General features: G+C 43.2%; 22 protein-coding genes. 9 read left to right on the top strand and 13 right to left on the bottom strand.

Going from position 1 to position 18,065, the window contains the following annotated elements:
• Positions 1-79 precede the first annotated feature (79 nt).
• From J5X92_RS12100 to J5X92_RS12080, 5 genes are all read left to right on the top strand, one after another.
• Positions 80-1,738, top strand: a complete 1,659-nt coding sequence (locus J5X92_RS12100; RefSeq protein ID WP_208805842.1) for an AGCS family amino acid carrier protein — start codon at positions 80-82, stop codon at positions 1,736-1,738.
• 198 nt (positions 1,739-1,936) lie between these two features.
• Positions 1,937-2,266, top strand: a complete 330-nt coding sequence (locus J5X92_RS12095; RefSeq protein WP_013783656.1) for a zinc ribbon domain-containing protein — start codon at positions 1,937-1,939, stop codon at positions 2,264-2,266.
• The gene (locus J5X92_RS12090) at positions 2,263-2,556 is read left to right on the top strand and encodes a DUF1315 family protein (protein WP_129739019.1); all 294 of its coding nucleotides are present in this window, start codon (positions 2,263-2,265) and stop codon (positions 2,554-2,556) included. Before J5X92_RS12095 ends, J5X92_RS12090 begins: the two co-directional genes overlap by 4 nt.
• Complete coding sequence (locus J5X92_RS12085) at positions 2,546-5,530, top strand: DUF349 domain-containing protein (protein ID WP_208805841.1); 2,985 nt, start codon at positions 2,546-2,548, stop codon at positions 5,528-5,530. The genes J5X92_RS12090 and J5X92_RS12085 overlap by 11 nt, the downstream gene beginning before the upstream one ends.
• Position 5,531: 1 nt before the next feature.
• The gene (locus J5X92_RS12080; protein ID WP_013783659.1) at positions 5,532-5,747 is read left to right on the top strand and encodes a hypothetical protein; all 216 of its coding nucleotides are present in this window, start codon (positions 5,532-5,534) and stop codon (positions 5,745-5,747) included.
• Between the two features lie 61 nt (positions 5,748-5,808).
• Here J5X92_RS12080 and J5X92_RS12075 read toward each other — a convergent pair whose 3' ends face one another.
• On the bottom strand, positions 5,809-6,003 hold the full coding sequence (locus J5X92_RS12075; protein WP_083820183.1) for a hypothetical protein: 195 nt from the start codon (positions 6,001-6,003) through the stop codon (positions 5,809-5,811).
• A 54-nt stretch (positions 6,004-6,057) separates the two neighbouring features.
• A complete protein-coding gene (locus J5X92_RS12070; RefSeq protein WP_041452796.1) occupies positions 6,058-6,234 on the bottom strand; it encodes a DUF1328 family protein in 177 nt (58 codons plus the stop codon).
• 255 nt (positions 6,235-6,489) lie between these two features.
• Between J5X92_RS12070 and yfbR the strand changes: the two genes are divergently transcribed.
• Positions 6,490-7,143, top strand: a complete 654-nt coding sequence (gene yfbR / locus J5X92_RS12065) for a 5'-deoxynucleotidase (RefSeq protein ID WP_129739015.1) — start codon at positions 6,490-6,492, stop codon at positions 7,141-7,143.
• 90 nt (positions 7,144-7,233) lie between these two features.
• Here the strand turns inward: yfbR and J5X92_RS12060 are convergent, their stop codons facing one another.
• From J5X92_RS12060 to J5X92_RS12020, 9 genes are all read right to left on the bottom strand, one after another.
• On the bottom strand, positions 7,234-7,785 hold the full coding sequence (locus J5X92_RS12060) for a hypothetical protein (RefSeq protein WP_208805840.1): 552 nt from the start codon (positions 7,783-7,785) through the stop codon (positions 7,234-7,236).
• Positions 7,786-7,815: 30 nt separating this feature from the next.
• Positions 7,816-8,073, bottom strand: coding sequence for a hypothetical protein (locus tag J5X92_RS12055; protein WP_013783664.1), 258 nt, complete (start codon positions 8,071-8,073; stop codon positions 7,816-7,818).
• A gap of 56 nt (positions 8,074-8,129) precedes the next feature.
• The gene (locus J5X92_RS12050; protein WP_208805839.1) at positions 8,130-8,642 is read right to left on the bottom strand and encodes a hypothetical protein; all 513 of its coding nucleotides are present in this window, start codon (positions 8,640-8,642) and stop codon (positions 8,130-8,132) included.
• Between the two features lie 3 nt (positions 8,643-8,645).
• Entirely contained in the window at positions 8,646-8,963 is a 318-nt protein-coding gene (locus J5X92_RS12045; RefSeq protein ID WP_208805838.1) for a DUF883 domain-containing protein, read from the bottom strand.
• A gap of 255 nt (positions 8,964-9,218) precedes the next feature.
• On the bottom strand, positions 9,219-11,204 hold the full coding sequence (locus J5X92_RS12040) for a response regulator (RefSeq protein WP_208805837.1): 1,986 nt from the start codon (positions 11,202-11,204) through the stop codon (positions 9,219-9,221).
• A gap of 157 nt (positions 11,205-11,361) precedes the next feature.
• Positions 11,362-11,814 (bottom strand): response regulator, encoded by a 453-nt coding sequence (locus tag J5X92_RS12035; protein ID WP_208805836.1) that lies wholly within the window; start codon positions 11,812-11,814, stop codon positions 11,362-11,364.
• A complete protein-coding gene (locus tag J5X92_RS12030; protein WP_208805835.1) occupies positions 11,804-13,318 on the bottom strand; it encodes a sensor histidine kinase in 1,515 nt (504 codons plus the stop codon). Before J5X92_RS12030 ends, J5X92_RS12035 begins: the two co-directional genes overlap by 11 nt.
• A 4-nt stretch (positions 13,319-13,322) precedes the next feature.
• On the bottom strand, positions 13,323-13,547 hold the full coding sequence (locus J5X92_RS12025; RefSeq protein ID WP_126873402.1) for a hypothetical protein: 225 nt from the start codon (positions 13,545-13,547) through the stop codon (positions 13,323-13,325).
• Positions 13,548-13,565: 18 nt separating this feature from the next.
• The gene (locus J5X92_RS12020; protein ID WP_208805834.1) at positions 13,566-14,897 is read right to left on the bottom strand and encodes a sigma-54 dependent transcriptional regulator; all 1,332 of its coding nucleotides are present in this window, start codon (positions 14,895-14,897) and stop codon (positions 13,566-13,568) included.
• 423 nt (positions 14,898-15,320) lie between these two features.
• Here J5X92_RS12020 and J5X92_RS12015 point away from each other — a divergent pair, with 423 nt between their 5' ends.
• Positions 15,321-15,464 carry a hypothetical protein gene (locus J5X92_RS12015; RefSeq protein ID WP_208805833.1) on the top strand — a complete coding sequence of 48 codons (144 nt, stop codon included), beginning with the start codon at positions 15,321-15,323 and terminating at the stop codon, positions 15,462-15,464.
• A 9-nt stretch (positions 15,465-15,473) separates the two neighbouring features.
• On the top strand, positions 15,474-16,079 hold the full coding sequence (locus J5X92_RS12010) for an exopolysaccharide biosynthesis protein (protein WP_208805832.1): 606 nt from the start codon (positions 15,474-15,476) through the stop codon (positions 16,077-16,079).
• Between the two features lie 73 nt (positions 16,080-16,152).
• On the opposite strand, the gene J5X92_RS12005 is transcribed toward J5X92_RS12010, so the two are convergent.
• A complete protein-coding gene (locus J5X92_RS12005; protein WP_129738999.1) occupies positions 16,153-17,088 on the bottom strand; it encodes a LysR family transcriptional regulator in 936 nt (311 codons plus the stop codon).
• Between the two features lie 73 nt (positions 17,089-17,161).
• Positions 17,162-17,512: a rhodanese-like domain-containing protein gene (locus tag J5X92_RS12000; protein ID WP_129738997.1), complete on the bottom strand. Its 351-nt coding sequence runs from the start codon at positions 17,510-17,512 to the stop codon at positions 17,162-17,164.
• Positions 17,513-17,700: 188 nt separating this feature from the next.
• On the opposite strand from J5X92_RS12000, the gene J5X92_RS11995 reads away from it, so the two are divergent.
• Positions 17,701-18,036 carry a metalloregulator ArsR/SmtB family transcription factor gene (locus J5X92_RS11995; protein WP_172602883.1) on the top strand — a complete coding sequence of 112 codons (336 nt, stop codon included), beginning with the start codon at positions 17,701-17,703 and terminating at the stop codon, positions 18,034-18,036.
• Positions 18,037-18,065 lie beyond the last annotated feature (29 nt).

Here is an 18,065-nt window from a genome sequence, read left to right as displayed (position 1 = left end):
AAAGCCCCTTTTCATCGGGGCTTTATTAATAAATACAATAATAGAAATCATAACAACAAGATAATAAAGGGGTGATACCTTGGAAGGGTTATATAGTTTTCTCGTCATACTGGATGGTTTTTTAGGCGGCGCAGGGTGGTTTCCTTACGTATTGCTAGGTGTAGGTCTTTTCTTCACTATCTACCTTAAATTTCCTCAAATTCGTTTTTTCAAACACGCTTGGCAAGTGGTAACCGGCAAGTTCGACAAAGAGAGCGACCCAGGTGATACCACTCATTTTCGCGCACTTACTACCGCGCTATCAGGTACGGTGGGTACCGGTAATATCAGTGGTGTGGCGTTCGCCATATTCTTAGGTGGTCCAGCAGCTTTATTTTGGATGTGGGTAACGGCCTTTTTAGGTATGACTACGAAATTCGTTGAAGTTACCCTTTCTCACAAATACCGTGTGAAAACCGAAGATGGCACCATGGCGGGTGGTCCCATGTATTACATGGACAGACGCTTAAACATGAAATGGCTAGCGGTGGCTTTTGCCATTGCCACGGTAGTGAGTTCATTCGGTACCGGTAACTTGCCGCAAAGTAATGGTATTGCGCAAAGTATTGAAGCCACGTTTGGTTTCGAGCCTTGGGCAGTAGGTAGCGTGCTGGGTATTTTACTTGCGCTTGTTATCCTTGGTGGTATTCAACGCATTGCTGCTTTTACTGCGCGAGTCGTGCCGGTAATGGCGGTTATTTACCTTATTGGTGCGTTAGCGGTTATTTTCGCAAACGTTGAAAATATTATTCCTTCTTTCACCGCGGTAGTTAAAGATGCATTTACAGGGTCTGCGGCTGCAGGTGGCTTCCTAGGCGCATCACTTGCGTATGCGTTTAACCGTGGTGTAAACCGTGGTTTGTTCTCAAACGAAGCGGGGCAGGGTTCTGCGCCAATTGCGCATGCTGCGGCTAAAACAAAAGAGCCTGCGTCTGAAGGTATGGTGTCACTACTTGAACCTTTCATCGATACCATCATTATCTGTACGGTGACTGGTTTGGTTATCTTGTCTTCTGGTGTATGGAAAGAAAAGCATGAAAACGTATTCGATCGTTCTGACATGCTCTTTGTTCAAGGCCAATATGATGACAGCGATCAAGCCGATGTCGATAAGCTTTACGGTTACCTAAACGACGTAGAAGGTAATGAGATAACAGCGTACACAGGTAGCATCACAGTAGTAAATGGCACTGCGGTTAGCGATGGCTTTACCTTGTTAAATTCACGCTCAGTTGCTGAAGATGTTAAATACAACATTGGTAGCGAAGATTTATTTACCGGTACGCTTAAAATAGAAGAGGGTAAACCCGTACGAGATAACCTAGAAGTGAGCGGTAAATCCTTGGTGCACTCAGCTGCACTAACGACCATCGCCTTTACCCGTGGTTACTTTGGGCAGTTTGGGCAATACATAGTATCTATCGGGCTTTTGCTGTTTGCTTTTTCTACAGCCATTGCATGGTCGTATTATGGTGATAGAGCGATGACGTACTTGCTTGGTCCCCGTTCGGTAATGCCATATCGGGTTATCTACGTAGCTGGCTTTGTATGGGCTGCGTTTTCTGATACCACTTTGGTATGGGCATTGTCGGCAGTGGCCATTGTAGTAATGACTTTACCTAACCTATTTGGTATTGTGCTGCTCTGTAAAGAAATGAAAGAAACCGTTGACGATTATTGGTCTAGACACAAAAAATAATCGCTAGCGTGAACGTGGTGTGCAGGCCAACGTGGTAGCCTTTTAAGTTTGGCTTTCACACCACAATTTCAATTAAATTATATTAATGCTCATCTGCCTTTGAATAGGCTTTGCAATACGCATTTCAATACGTAAAATACTCACCTCTAAAACCAATGCTACCTGGTTATTTCCGCATCATTCCTACAGGAGCAAATTATGGCACTCGTTGACTGCCCATCGTGCAATAAGAAAACGTCTGACAAAGCAAAAATATGCCCACATTGTGATTTCAAGATAGGCGATGCTTCCTCAGAAGATATTGAACGTAAGAAAAATCTACAAAAATTCAAAAAGTTACAGAGCATTCAAAATCAATCGCTTATTGCCATGATCATATTTGTGGCGGGATTCGGTTTTATGTATTGGGGCGGAACAAGGCCCGGCGACTTGCAACATAATCTCGCTATTGTAGCCAGTATTGCAGGCTTCGTGTGGTATCTTGTCAACCGCGTAAGAATTGTACTTATTAAACGTTTTCGTTCATGAATATAGAAGTATTACTAAATAGTATGACGCCTGAGGTGTATGAACGCCTGCGTCAATCCGTGGAAACCGGTAAATGGCTTGATGGTACGCCTTTAAGTGAAGAGCAGAAGGCCAGCTGTATGCAGGCAGTCATGCTGTATCAAGCAAAAATAGAGAAATCGTCGGAACATATGACGGTTAATGAAAGCGGCGAAATAGTGCATAAAAGTAAATCAGATTTTAAACGTGCACTTTCCAAGCAAGAAGATGATAACAACACTATAGCGCGGTTTAAACAGGATGATATTTAGTCGGTTCTTTGCTCCTTCTCACACCAGTCAGAATCCCGAAAAACGACTGGAAGCTATTCAAAACCTGTCGCCGGAAAAGCCCACAGACAAAACGATTTTACATGAACTAGCATTTAACGATGCCAATGCTGATGTCAGCCTTGCAGCCCTTAACAAACTAAACACGTTTGTATTGTGGCTTAAAATGTCACAAAGCGCCCACCATGCGAAGGTGAAAAAAATTGCTGAACGCACCGTTGAGGCAGCCTTGATGGGACAGGGTGATGTAACCATAAACGCGAATGAAAAAGCATCATTTTTGCGTGAAAGTGCCAATGGTGAATTGATTCAGACTGTATTGGTCAACGACCCAAGTTTATTGGCAGACAATAATCTTGTCATGACGTTGCTTCACAAAGTCGATAAGCCAGCTTTTACCCAAACCATTTTTCTTCATCATGCAGATAACGCGATGCAACAGTCTATTTTGGCCACTATTGAAGATAGTAGTGTGCTGCAAAAGCTGGAAAAGAAATGCAGAGATAATGCTATTCACGCCGCTATAGCTACAAAGCTTCAAGTACTGAAAGCGCAAGCCGAAAAGCCTATTGAATTAATGCGACGCGTGACTTTGTGTTTGTCTAAATATCAAGCGCTGGTTGATAAATCAGACGTTGAAGATATTGACAAGCGTCAAGCTGAATTGTTAGGTGAATATAATGACTTAATGACAGATTCATCGATATTGAGTTCAGAAGATAAGACGGCGGTGGACGCTAAATTCGCACGTATTAGCGAAAAGGTATCACGTCACCTATCGCGTATTAGACCTGAGTGGGAAGCGCAAAAAGCGGCAAAAGAAAAAGCCGAAATTGAAGCCCTTTGTAAGCAGCATTTATCGCATGCCACTATACAAGTTAATTGGCTCTATGGTGAGCGTTTGTGTGAGGCGACCCTTGCTGATGTAGCGGTAGTCAATGAGTCGGTACGCGCATTAGAAGTAAGCGCAGATCACATGGCTTCATTAGGTGGCAGCGCTAAACTGCTTGACGAAGTACGTACTGGAATAGCTTCGTTAAACAACAGTTTAGAAGCTTTTTCGATGCAACAGCAGTACGGTCAAAAGCTTCTGATTTGTTTGTCTCAAGTAGAAGCTCTTGCGGAAGAATCCCTTGCAGAAGAAGCTAAGCAACAACACACCGCAATTACGCCTTCTGAACCAGTAACAAGTGGGCAAGACGATAAAGAGAAAGTGCTCACAGAACAAACTGTTGAAGCGGCCAAAGCTGTAAACACTGATGCAACTGAAAGTAAATCTGTTGAAGGAGACGCTGTTCAAAATGGCACCGATCAAAATGATGACGTTAGCCATAAAGCCCCAGAATCAATCGAAGCCGAATTTAAAGCGTTAAGTGAAAAGTATCACGACTTACGCAATGAACTTATTTCAGTACCAAGCGCCCTTAATAAGCGCTGGCATGCAGCTTCCCGTGTTTTCAGTCAGAAAAAACAAGCTAAAAAAGCAGAAGTAGACCAGGCGCTTCGTCAGTGCAGAAAGCAAATCAGTGTGATAGATAACTTAATCGCCCAAGGTAAGTACCGCGGGGCTATTACTAAGTTTGAAAAGTTATCTGCAAGCTTTGAATCTATGCCTGAGAGTGTTAAGAAACAATTGGCTAAGCGTTTTGAGAAAACTGCCGAAGATATTGCTCATCTCGAAGGCTGGCAAGATTATATTGCAGCACCTAGAAAACCAGCACTGGTAGAGGAAGCGCAGACATTAGCTTCAACTCCCGTCGAAGATATAAAACAGCGTGGTGAAGCCATTCGTTATCTTCGTCAGCAGTGGCTTTCGTTAGGCGCTGGCAGCGACGATGACGCGCTTCAAAATGCTTTCGACGCCGCGTTAGAACTTGCGTTTCAGCCTTGTCGCGAGCATTACGCGGCATTAGATGCTGAACGTGAGAAAGCGCTTAAAGCTCGTCAGTCATTAATTGAACAAGTTGCTGCCATCGATTTGTCACAGGACGAAGCGGTGCTGGCTAAACTGTTCGATAGAACCGTTAAGCAGTGGCATGAGTGTGGTCAGGTTGAAAAGCGTGAATACGAGTCGTTAAAGCAACGTTGGAATAAAACCATCAGCCCGCTGCAAACTAAAGTGAATCAGTGGCATGCGATGAATAAAAAAGCGAAGCAGCAACTCGTTGCTCAAGCCTCAGCGCTGTTAGCAGAGAAAGATATTGCTAGCGCCACTGAAACAGCGCAGCAGCTGCAACACAGTTGGAAAGCCATAGGCCATGCCGGTAAGCGTGATGAAAGCCGATTGTGGCGTGAGTTTCGCTTAGCAAACGATGCATTATTCGGACGCTTAAAAGATCAACGTAAGGCACAGTCATCAGCATTTGATGAAACCTTTAATACCCTTTTTACTCAATTGAATGCTATTGACTCGGAATCTGATGAATCGACGATTGCTACTTCAATACAGGATATCGAATCGCGTGCCAAAGAGTTGCCTGGTGCAATGCGTGCAAAACTCGATAAGAAAATAACCGGTATTCAAAAGCAGCAGCAAACACGTGCTCAGCAGCGCCAGGTTCGCAAGGTACAGCAGCGTGCCCAATCGGTTATTTCGGTGTTAAGTGAGAGCCTGCGAGCAGGAGACATTACTAACATCAATGATGATGACGCCGACATGCTTAAAAAGCGATGGAAGTCTGCACTGTCTAAACCTACACCTGTTCAACAAAGTCGACATTGGTTAACCGTGGCGTTAGAAGCCGCTACTGATTTACCTAGCCCTGAGAGCGATAGCAGCATGCGAACCAATGTCCAGCTAACCATGATGACAGCGAAACTAGAGAAGGGCGAGAGCCTATCTCCTGCGCAGTTGCTAGAAGATTGGATTGCGCATGGGAAAGTTAATGACCAAGAAACGCATTTACTTGAACGGATAGTAAATGTATTGGATAACAATCCAGAGGTAGTTGCTTAAGATGAAAAGCCAAGTTGAATTTGGTTTTGCCAGTGAGATGACAGCATATCGTTTTATCAACACGGTTAAACACATGGATGTTGATTCACTGGTCGTAAAGTTTGGACGTAGTGATCGTCACGTGTTGGTATCTTACCGTTATGCGGTGGATGAATTTGATAGAACGCTATCAGAATTAGACGATTTAGCGCGAGAGCTTGGCGGCGAAGAAGTATAAAAAGAAGTATAAAAAAGCTGATGGACAAGGTCCATCAGCTTTTTTCGTGATAAAGCGAGTATTAACAGTCTTTATCTTCGGCGTCTGCGCCTTCTTTAACATCTTCACAAGCATCTTCTACTGCGTTGCCTGCATCTGTTACAATTTCGTCTAGCTCTTCGCCTGCATCTTCTGCGTTGTTATCACCGCATGCGGCAAGTGTTAGTGCAAATGTACCAGCTGCTAAAAGTTTCAATAATGATTTCTGTGAGATCATGTCCATTCTCCTGTATCCTAAAAGTATCTAAAAATATCTAAATGTGTGTTAAATCTATGCTCGTGGTGACCGACCGCGTAAGGCATTCGCGACTAGTGAAATGACTAGTAAAGCGATAAACACAAAGAATAAAAATTGTGCGATACCTGTTGCTGCACCTGCGATGCCGCCAAAACCAAAAACTGCTGCAATAATGGCGATAATGAAAAAAGTAATTGCCCAACCTAACATAGCTAAATCCTCTTTTTGCTCCGTTACTGACATAGATATTAATGCGAACTCCGTGCCTGAATGTTAAGTGTCTGATTTATATGTATTTGATATTAAATTCCACTGCTTTTGACCGATAATGTATTCGTCGGCTAAACAAGGTTTACAGAGCATTTGCACTTTTTACATGGCGGGAGGCATACCAAGCAAGGCAGCATTCCCGATTTGCAAATGCTACTATCAATTTCTAACAATCGTAATTTTATAGGGCGCAAAATGGCGAAAACTCACTCCGCATTTATAGGTTTGATGCAACGGGCAAGAAATGTGAAGCGATGGCCTTTAATGGCACAGTTTCAAGAGGAGATGTTGTCTACACACATCTACGAAGCCTCTATGGTCGCTCACATGTTAGGTGCGATAGCGGCGGATGTGTTCAACGAAGCGGTTGATCCCGATCGAGTCGCTGCCATGGCTATTTTCCATGAAGGCAGCGAGATTGCGGGTATGAGTGATATTCCAAGTCCTGTAAAGTACCACGACCCTGAAACTACTGCGGCCATAAAAAAGCTCGAGCGCAGGTTTGAGGCTATGCTGATACAAACCTTGCCTGAGCCGCTACAGAAGCGCTATCAACCTTTAATAGAACAAGATAAAGACGATATTCATGTACGGCTTGCTAAAGCCGCTGATGTGCTATGTGCGTATCTTAAATGTGACTACGAGTTGTCGAAATCCAATTCAGAATTTTCAAACGCCATGTACGAAATGGAAGTGCAATTGAAGCAGTACCGAGAAAGGTTTCAGTCGGTAGAGTATTTTTGCAAAGTATTCTTAGAAGATGCCAAGGGAACCCTGGATGAACAAACCAAAGATCTTGATTGGGTAGAGCGAGCCAACACATTGCATTTAGATTCTGAGCAAAATTGAACAAATTCAAATATAGCTTAGAGGGCTTAAAACAAAACGACCGCCATGTGGCGGTCATTTCATCAAAAAATATTTCTGTTTGAAGCGCGCTTACTTAACCTTATCTACTTGGTCAGCGAGAATTTCTGTAACAGATAAAGCGTTCTTTCCCATACTACCTTGGGTATTGCTCATTCTTACCAGAATAGAGAAGTACACGTCGTTAATCTGTGTCTGCGTCACCGTGTTCTGCCCTTGACCCGGGGCAGGCTGTGCCACCTCGGTACATCCTGACATAGTGCATTGCTGATTGGTGGCAAATGGTTGGGGCTCATCGGTATTGTGGGTGACTGCTCTGGCCATAACGGGTTTTTTATCCACGTCGGTTTTGATAACAGCCAACCATTCATAGTTATGTTTGTTAGCGAGTTCAGCGGCTCGGCGCAATGCGAATTGCTGAATAATATCTGCTGAAGTGCGATCTGTAGCTTTAAATAATACTCGGTATTCATTGTCGGTTAGTTGAACGCTAGAATACCCATAGCCTTCTTTAGTGACCGCAGATTTGTAGGGTGTGGGCGAGGCAACAGGTGTAGTGGTGCAAGCGGTAACAAATATACTGCATGCTAAAGCCGCTATTTTCATTTTTGTTGGTAAGCGCATGGTAATTCCTAGTATTAATTGTAGTGACTATTATTTTAGGAACGAAAGTGCGGTGGTGCGCACAAAAGTCATAATAGCTTGATTTCTTTTGCTCTTTGGAGCGTCAGTATTTATACCTTTGTAAGCCCCAGCAGCAACAATACCTAATAATACTTCAGGTTTGCCCATGAGCAGACGACAATCTCGCTTAGCCTCCTCAAATGATTCTTCAGCATGATGTTTTTGGGCTAAATAATTATGCTGACACTGCCTGATATCCTCTAAGTTCTTTTTCAGAAAAATATTCATGATAAGTGCTCCTTAGTTTTACGCTGTCCGACGGCAATGCCGTAATGAGTTTGCTACTACTTGGTTAAAGACTGCATTAATGTGGTAAGTCGTTTTAGGTTAATAAAACGGAATGCACTCTGTGCATGCATAAATGCAACGACACTTAATACGCTATTAACCAGTAACAATATAACCATAATAAGTAGTGCAGGCATGCCAGCATGGTGCATGGCTAATCCAATGCATGAATTGAGTAAAATCCAGCAAAAACCACCTAATGCAAATGCGGTAAGTGCGCCAAAAATACTGACAAAAATCGACTTGGTAATGAGCTGAAGTTCAGCGTTAATCAGGTCGATTAATGCAAAGCCTTGATATTTTTTCTGTGCGTAAAGCGCTTTAAAAGAAGCCAGCGCCTCTTCAAATGTAATGTCTGGGGGAATGTTGTTAGACGACTCGGATGTCTCGCCGGTTGTACTTTGCTGAGGAATGCGAAATGTCGCCTGACTTCTCGGAGAAGTCAGGCGAAACGGATTTTCGCTGCTCAGCGTGTATGTGGCACTACGAAAATCTGGTAAAGGTTTCATGCTTTATTTCTTGCGAAATAATGAAGTCACTAACATACCTGCTGCGAATGCCATACCAGCAGTGGCTAATGGGTTCTCAATAGCATATTTTCGTACACCAGACGACTGCCATTTTTGCTCAGCTAAACGTTTTCGTTCAGACATATTGTCCGCAGAGCGACTTGCCGTGTTACGAATGTTGTCCTCAGCTACGGCCGCACTATCAGCCAGTTTATCAACTGACGAATGAAGTGTTTCTTTTAACTGATCCGTGACTGGGTGACTAGGCTCGGTTACGCTATTCACTTTCGCTGTTTTTGGCGTAGTAGTTTTTGTTGCCATAGTACTCTCCTTAAGTTTGCTAGATTGCACATAGAGAGTTGCAACGCTCATACCAACATTGAAAAGTATTTAAGCTGTTGATTTGTTTAGGTTTTATTTTTAGTTTTGTTTTGGCGGATACGCTAGCATTTAATTTAAGGTAAGAGTTGCAAGGTAGGCCGTGTAATAATTTCGTAATCGGTTAGAAGTTAAAAAGGCTTGCGGAGGGAAAAGTTAGCTACTCGTCGCAGCTAACTTATTAGTGCGATGTTGTTTTTATGACACCACACTGATTAAATCTTCTTTACTCACAGGCTTTAAGAGCGACTGGCTAACTCCTAAATGTTTCATGGTATCTCTATCTGGCTCATTGCCACTGACAATAACCAGCTTGGCCTTGGGTTGAATTTGATTTAACTCGGCAGCTAAGTCATATCCATGGTAGTCGGGAAGGGTTAAATCCATTAATACATGATCAAATACCACTTCGTTCATACGGTCGATAGCATCTGCGCCCGTATTGGCCGTAATAACATCGTGGCCTTGGTGTACCAAAAATAATTGTAATAACTCAGCTGCGTCCTCGTCGTCTTCTATCACTAATATTTTTTTAGCCGTCGGTTGAGGTTGAGTACATTGAGTTACCGTTTTAACGGTTTCTATTTTCGACACGGCTGGTCCTTGAGAGCGCACTAAATACTGGTCTAGCACTTCAGTAAGGGCAGCTCGTTCAATAGGTTTATTAATAACATTATTAAACCCGTCATCCATTAAAGATTGTTTTAACCCTTTGCGACTCGCGGCGGTAACGGCCACAACAGGTACGTTGCTCTTATGCCGCCTTATTGCATGAAGGGCTTCAATACCATTCATAACCGGCATATGAATATCCATTAACACTAAATGAAAGGGCTCGTTATCTTCTTCGGCTTGTAAAACAGCCTCTAACGCTTTAACGCCGTTTTCTGCATAAGCAACAGTAGCGTGACATTGGCTGACTAAATGCCCCGTTAAGCGACGAATCTCACGAATATCATCAACAATCAATACCTTGCCAGTAACCTGTAAATCTAAATTATTGGATTCAGCTCTGCTAGGTGGCTTAAGTGCAAGTTGAGTACGGCTTTGTTCGCTAATGTCACCGGGATCGATAGAAAACGAAAAGCGGCTGCCTTTGCCAAAAACTGAATCTACACTAATGCTTCCGCCTAACTTGGCCACAAGCTCTCGGCTTATTGCCAAACCTAATCCAGCACCGCCATGATTTGCACGCATGATATCTTCGATTTGCTCGAAAGGCTGAAAGATTTTCTCTAGCTTATCGGGTGGCATGCCAATGCCGGTATCTTCAACAATGAAGTGTAGCCTTTCATTGGCTTTTCCTGGTGCTGGAGGACGAACTTCTACGGTAACGGTTATGGCGCCAGTATCGGTAAATTTCACAGCGTTACTGACTAAGTTGATTAACACCTGGCGCAAACGGGTAGGATCGGTTTCAATCACTTCCGGTATCTTGGTTTCTGCAATCACATCGAAAACAAGATCTTTATCTTTCGCTGCTAATCGCATTAATGAATGAATATCAGTAAGGAAAGGGCTTAGATGCACTTCTTTGATATTAAGCTCAAGTTTATCCGCCATAATGCGAGACATATCAAGAAGGTCATTTAACAGGCTAAGTAGGTGCTTTCCATTGGAATAAATAATAGACAGCTCTTGGGCCAAAGGGTCATTACCTTTGTCGTCTAATAGCAGCTCTGTGTAACCTAAAATAGACGTAAGCGGGGTGCGAAGTTCGTGGCCTAAATGAGCAAGAAATTTATCTTTCGCTTTGTTCTGTTGTTCAACTTTGTGTCTTTCTAATCGCTCGTTTTCTATCTCTCGTCGAACCATGGCGTAGCGAATGGTGCGCATAAAACGGGGTGACTCGATTTCTGTTTTTTGCAGGTAATCGGCTGCACCCGCTCGCATCACCAATTCGTCAACCTGTGAGTCTGATTGACCGGTTAAAATAACAACAGGAAGATTAAATTGGTTTGATTTAAGCACTTCTAATACGTCTACTGCGTTTTCTGCGCCAAGTAGATAGTCGAGCAAACACAAGTCGAAATTTCGACGCTGTAACGCATCTATGGCGTCAGCACTGTTGGTTACCCAGGTAAGCTGGAAACGGGGTTCTTCACATTGAAGTAAATAATCCGATGTTAAAAAATAATCATCTTCGTCATCTTCAATCAGTAAAACCCGGATAACTTCGGTCACTGTGCGCTCCATAAAACATTAGTCGTAACGTAGCGCTAAATAACAAGCGCTTTAACACATAGCGGCACTAATGGTTAGCGCCGTGCAGCATGAGTAATAACTTACTGCGTCCTACATATGGACTCATCTCTACGTAAATTGAATTAATAAGATTCGACTAATCGTGTGGCAATTCTACAAACTCAATCCAGTAGCGACCTAGCGCGCGCATAAGCTCGACAAGTCCCTCGAAATTCACAGGTTTAGCGATATATGAAGCACAGCCTAAGTCGTATCCGCGAAGCATGTCCTCTTCTTCTTTGGATGTCGTTAAGATGACCACTGGGATCCCACGTAATTTAGGATCGGTTTTTAATTCCTGTAACGCTTCTCGGCCATCTTTTCGCGGCATGTTAAGGTCTAACAGAATTAGGCTAGGGCGGGGGGCTTTGCTAGCATCTGTGTATTTACCTTCATGGCGTAAAAATTCAAGCAACTCCACGCCATCTTCAACACAAAATAAGTTGTTTAACACACGGCTTTCTTTTAGTGCGTCTACAGTTAATAGACGATCGTCCTCATCGTCATCTGCCATAAGGATATTAATTGGTTGGGTTTGTTTACGCGTCATGTGCGATATCTCCATGATTATTTAGAGAGCCAAAAGGCTCGCTGTTTGTTGGCAGAAGGATAGTAAAGGTTGCGCCTTCTCCTGGCGAGCTTTTTGCCGAAATTTGACCATTGTGTCGTTCAACAATGCGCCGGCATACCGCTAGGCCAATCCCTGTTCCTTTGTATTCGCTTCTACCGTGCAAGCGTTGAAACGGGGCAAAAATCTTTTCTGCAAAACTTTGTTCAAAGCCAATGCCGTTATCTGAGATTTGAATTTTTATCCAGTCATACTCATCGGCTAACAATATGTCTTTCATATCAGCTTCACTTGGTGGTGTTGCTGTAATTTCAATAAGAGGTGCTTTATCAGCGGTTTGAAATTTTAGCGCGTTAGACAATAAGTTTAGAAACAGCTGATCAATTTGTGATTTGTCCGCGCGAATAGTAGGAATGTCTTGCACAATAACATTGGCACCTTTTTCCTCAATGGCTATTTCTAAATCACCTAGTACACCATCAATAACGTCACCGACATTCACTTGTTCGAAGTCTTTACCCCGTGTAGAAACCCGAGAAAAAGACAGAAGGTCAGAAATCAACATAGACATACGCTCGGCTGCGTTAAGCATACGGGCAAGAAAGTCTTGTCCACGTTCATCCATCACATCTTTGTAGCCAGAGTCTAATCGGTTACCGAAGGCGCGAATTTTTCTAAGCGGCTCTTGGAGATCGTGGGAGGCCACAAACGCGAAGTCTTCAAGTTCACGGTTGCTGCGAGCTAACTCATCGGCATAAATTCGTAATTCTTGGCTTCGTTCAGATATTTTATGTTCTAGGTCTTCATTAACGTCTACAAGGGTATCTTTATGCTTCTCATTTTCTCGAATGTTGGCTTTTAACAACAAGAAGATTGAGATAATAAGAAACAGGGTGGTACCTGATGAAATTAGTAGCGTATTCACTGAGTCACGCCTTAGCTTCATCAAACTGGCTAAATGCGTACCTTGAATATCTCTTTCTGAGGAATCAATGCGTTCGAACATGTTTTCAAAGTCGTTGTATAAATCAAGACCTTTATCACTTTCAAGCAACGTGAAGGCTTGATCTAAATCACCCACTCTAACTAGCTCTACAATACGTACCATACCGTTAATTTTAACGCGGGTTAGGGCGAGTAGCTTATCAATCCGTTCTGATTGTTCCGGCAAATCAGACGCAAGCGCGCTCACTTCAACTTCATCGGCAAGGGCAGTGAAGTTATTCAGTGTCTGTGTGTACTCCTCCAGATAAGCTTCATCTTCAGTAAGAAGGAAACCACGTTGACCTGATTCGGCGCGCAATACGGCCACGTGCAACTTGTTCACCGCGCTTATCACGCGGCTAGTGGTAAATAGACGCGCTTCTAAGGCTGATAAGTCATCAAGGGTTTGCACCACATAAAATGAATTCGCAGTGATAATAGCAATCACGAATACCACCATGATTACCCAGCTGTATAGCGAAGACAAAACTTTGTTTAGCATTACATCAATCCAATAATGTGTCGCCAAAATCTGAAGTCATTTCAGAAAGGGAGTCACTGCAATCTTTAGCACTGGTTATTATCTTATCCAATGCTGCCATCGCTTTTTGGGCGGGAACTTCGCCATTAAGCGCCATTTTTACCAATTCAGCTTGCATAGAAATGCGATTTAGTGGTTTGCGTGCATCGTGTACATAAGTGCTTAATCGGGCAAACTCATCTTCAGTCATAACTTTTGTCCTGCCTTACTAGTCTTCTTTGACCAAATCGCCATACGCGTGAAGTCGGTTGTATAAAGTTTTGGTGCTTATGCCGAGCATGTCAGCGGCCATGGTTTTATTCCCATTTACCTTCTCAAGCGTGGCGTAAATAAGTTCTTTCTCGACATCTTCAATAGTACGTCCCGCTTGAAGTGCTGGCGCTGTACTTTGTTTTTTAGCAAAAGGCGACTCAATCGTTTTAGGAAGCTCTATTACTTGTTTTGTCGGGTCGCTCATAATGGCTGCACGATGGACAAAGTGGCGCAATTCACGAACGTTACCTGGCCAGTCATAGGCTTGTAATGTATTTAGCTGACTTTCTTGCCAACTAAACTTAGACCCATTGTCTTTATTAAATTCTTCAATAAAGGTTTTCGCTAATAAAGGAATGTCCTCTTTACGCTCGCGCAACGTAGGTATCGTGATTGGAAACACGGCAAGTCTGAAGTAGATATCTTCACGCAACACTTTGCTTTGCGCTATCTCTTCCATGGTTCGGTTGGTGGCTGACACCACGCGGCAATTAACCGGAATAGTTTTAGTACCGCCAACACGGATAACCACTTTGTTTTCCAATACGCGTAGTAGATTTGGCTGCATATCGATAGGCATTTCGGTGATTTCATCTAAGAATAAACATCCGCCTTCAGCTTGTTCGAAAACACCTTCTTTACGGCCAACTGCACCAGTAAAGGCACCTTTTTCGTGGCCAAATAGTTCACTACCAATTAATTCTTTTGAAAAGGCACCACAGTTAGTCACTACGTAAGGGCCTTCGCTTTGTGACGCGCGGTGAATAGCGGCTGCAACCACCTCTTTACCTACACCACTTTCGCCCAGTAGCATAACGTTGGCACTCGTTCTGCTCACTCTTTCAATTAATTTATAAAGTTCTTTCATTGGCGCAGATTCGCCAATAAGCAAATCGAAATGCTTTTCAATTTTTTCGCGGGTATCTTCAGCGACTTTAGGTTTTCCTGTTAATACTGCTTCAATATCTTCGCGTTGAATAGGCTTAACAAGGTAATCAATATTGGGGCCGCACAAACCTTTAATGACGCCTTTAACCGATGGGTGTCCGGTAATAAGGGTAATGCGTGGGCGTTTGGGAAGCGCGTTAAGTTCATCGAACAAGTGTGCACCGCTGCCATCTGGCAACATGAAATCAAGTAATACATGATCGAAGGTTTCTTTCTTTAACCAGTCACGCGCTTCGCCTAATGTGGCAGCAGTTAGCACTTCGTGGCCGAGAAACTCAATAATAGTGCAGGCCACCTCGGTAAACTCGGCATCATCATCTACAAGCAAAACAGTTAACACTTGAATATCCCTTTTTTAAATGATCAATCACTTCCTGATTGCTTAGTTCAGCGCGCTGGGGAAGTAAATTGACCTGATTTTATAATTATTTGTGCATTATTACATTCAAACGTAGACGTTGTCGCATTCATACTCAACTTTGGTTGAAAAGCGCAGCAATATCTCTGGGCTGACCTCATAATGCGATCCTCGCATCACGTAAAAGGGGTTAGCTAAATACAATCCGCACAATGACATATCTTTAGCTAATAAAGCACATATTGTGCCGATCGCTACCAAAATGCATAAATTTGAACGACGAATAACTTCAGTGGCACAGTTATCGCATTATTTACGCATAGTCGCTTTGCAACCGAACGCGAAAATTCACCGCTTACCAGAATGCTTCTGAAAAATTAATCTCAGATTTTTACGGTTGAGTTAGTGAAAGATAAAAGCGTTGTACACGGTGATATTGCTGACCTAATTGAATTTTTGATGGAATACCAAAAGCGTATTGCGCTTCGCTATCACCCAAGACGCATAGGTTTCGATGGAAATAAGGCATTAGTCTTAAGCCATAAATAGGGAATGAAAATGTTTAAGGAAACTGGCGCAAGGTCAATGACACTTTATGAGTTGTTGGGAAAAATGCAGCCTAAAAACACCACCGACGTCATGGCGTTTTCCGAGTTCTGGAATGCGATGGAAAAAAGGGGATTTGGCCCCATGTTGGCTCTGCCTGCGTTTATTGCGGCAACGCCCATAGGGGCTATTCCTGGTATACCCACCATTACCGGTGTGACAATTTTACTGATAGCAATGCAAATTTTACTCGGTCGACGTCATCCGTGGCTTCCCGCTACCATTATGAAAATTGAAATGGATGCAGAGCGAATAGAATTTTTGGTAAATAAAATGAAACCTGTGGCGGTGCGATTTGACCGTTTCTTAATGCCGCGTTGGTTTTTTATGCGCCAACCTGTGTTCCGTTCGCTTATAGCGCTAAGCTGTGCAGCGTGTGGTTTGTTGATGGTGCCACTAGAGTTAGTACCCTTTATGGGATTAATACCGGCGTTTGCTGTATTGATTATGGCTATTGGTATGGCAACGGATGACGGCGCTGTAGCACTATTTGGGCTATCCATCGCCCTGTTTGGATTTTTATACGGTGGCCAACAGATAGGGCTAGGTATTGGCTAAGGCTGCTGGGTTTGTATTATTAGGTCAATGCGTTACGTAGAGCTTCGCGATAGGTAAATTGCTATTGCTTACGTTACCTTTGTATAGACTCTACGCATTGTTCAAGCATGCCATCGGCAGAAGGAAGCTGCATCGATTGATATCTAAGTTCACCGATAAAGCTTCTGGCTGCTGGTCCTAAGCCATCACCATCCTCAAATGTGAGATAAAGCATTGCGCGACGTAAACCGCCATTGCTACCAAGAGGTAGTGGCACCAATAGCCCTTCTTCTAATTCTTTTTTAATAATAGCGATAGGTAGCCAAGCAAATCCAAGTCCTTGAGAAATCATATCTACCGACGTTCTAATATGGCTAACCGTCCAGCGCTGCTCGGCGCCAAGCCAACCAGCATCAACTTTACGCTCAGCAGATGAGTCTCTTACCACTATTTGACGATGTGACTTTAAATCTTCTAGTGTTAGGGCGCGGTCGAGTGCGTGCAGAGGATGATCAACATGTGCTACGGCAGCAAAGTCTATTTCGCATAAATCTTCACTGAATCCGCCGGGGTAGGGGAAGGGTGATATCGCAATATCCACATTGCCACTATCAAGCAAAGAGTTTGCGCCGCTCAACACAGTTTCTTCAATCTCGATACGTAGCAGAGGAAATTCATCAGAGACTTTACTCAATACATTATAAAGTAAATCGGATGGAAAAATGATATCAACGGCGATACGGAGAAGGGTTTCGGTTCCTGCTTGTAAGCTAGCCGCTACCGCTTCTAATTTCTGGGCTTCATTTAAAACGAACGCCGCTCGCCGATACATTAACTCCCCTTGAGGGGATAGCTTTACCTTGCGCCCACTGTTTTCAAACAACACAACGCCAATAGCATTTTCTAACTTTTGAACCGCGTGATGTACACTAGACTGGCTCTTATGCACTAATGCGGCAGCTTGATTGAAGCCTCCAGCATCTACCACTGCCTTAAACATGCGCCATTGTTCTAATGTAGATTTTAACATCCGCGAGCTCTAATCGATTATTCCGTCACTGTATAGAGCGGTTATACCACAAGCAGCCTGAGGCTGTCAGCGCTTATGCGTCAGTGGCTTGCTTAATATCGCCTATTGAACAGGTTACTACGCTCACGTTGTCATACCCCATGTGCATTAGCTGTTCGGCAGCTAATTTGGCGCGAATGCCTGAGGCGCAATGAATATAGATGGGAAACTTGGCATCTTTACATTTTTCGATAACCTTCATCTCAAGTATGCCACGAGGAATATTTAATGCTGCTTCCACAGGGCTAGATGCTGCCTCTGCGGGTTCACGAACATCAAGTAATAAACCGTGATTAGAAGATATTTCCTGCATCGCTTCTTTCGCTGTTATACAACGAAGGGGAAAAGGGATATTGGCAAGTCTAGTAGTGATATCGATTAACATTTAAGCACCTTGAAAAATAATGATGAGTTTACTATATAAGGAAATCGCTATATTTTCTACCACCTACTTTCATTATATATTTTATAAAAAAGTGACATTGAGTTTTGGCGTTCGCTGCTATAGTAGTATACTTTAGTATAAGGTGGCGGGTTGGTATCCTGTCTACGTAAATTTATAAGTGAGTTGTTATGACTGATAATCTTGCCGTTGATAATCTATCTGTTGATACGAGTGAAATGGCTCAATATACAATGGAAGCCGAGCTCTATCTAAAGCAGTTGGCGAATAAAACCCGTTTAATGGTTTTATGCTCTTTAGTGGACAAAGAGTTATCTGTTACTCAGATGTTAGACCATGTAGACGTTTCTCAGCCTGTGATTTCTCAGCATCTGGCACTATTAAGAGAGTCTAAAATGGTGGCTACACGCCGTGACGGACAAACTATTTACTATCGACTAGCCGACGAAAGAGTGAAACAAACCATCGGTTTGCTTCACAAGTTCTTTTGCGCTCAGAATGATTAACCTAGTTTCATTTAAACAGAGATTACTTA

It is taken from the genome of Alteromonas sp. K632G (genome assembly GCF_017653625.1).
Classification (GTDB): domain Bacteria; phylum Pseudomonadota; class Gammaproteobacteria; order Enterobacterales; family Alteromonadaceae; genus Alteromonas; species Alteromonas naphthalenivorans.
The sequence above is the reverse complement of the archived record's forward strand: the minus strand, read 5'-3'. Positions and strand labels throughout refer to the sequence as shown.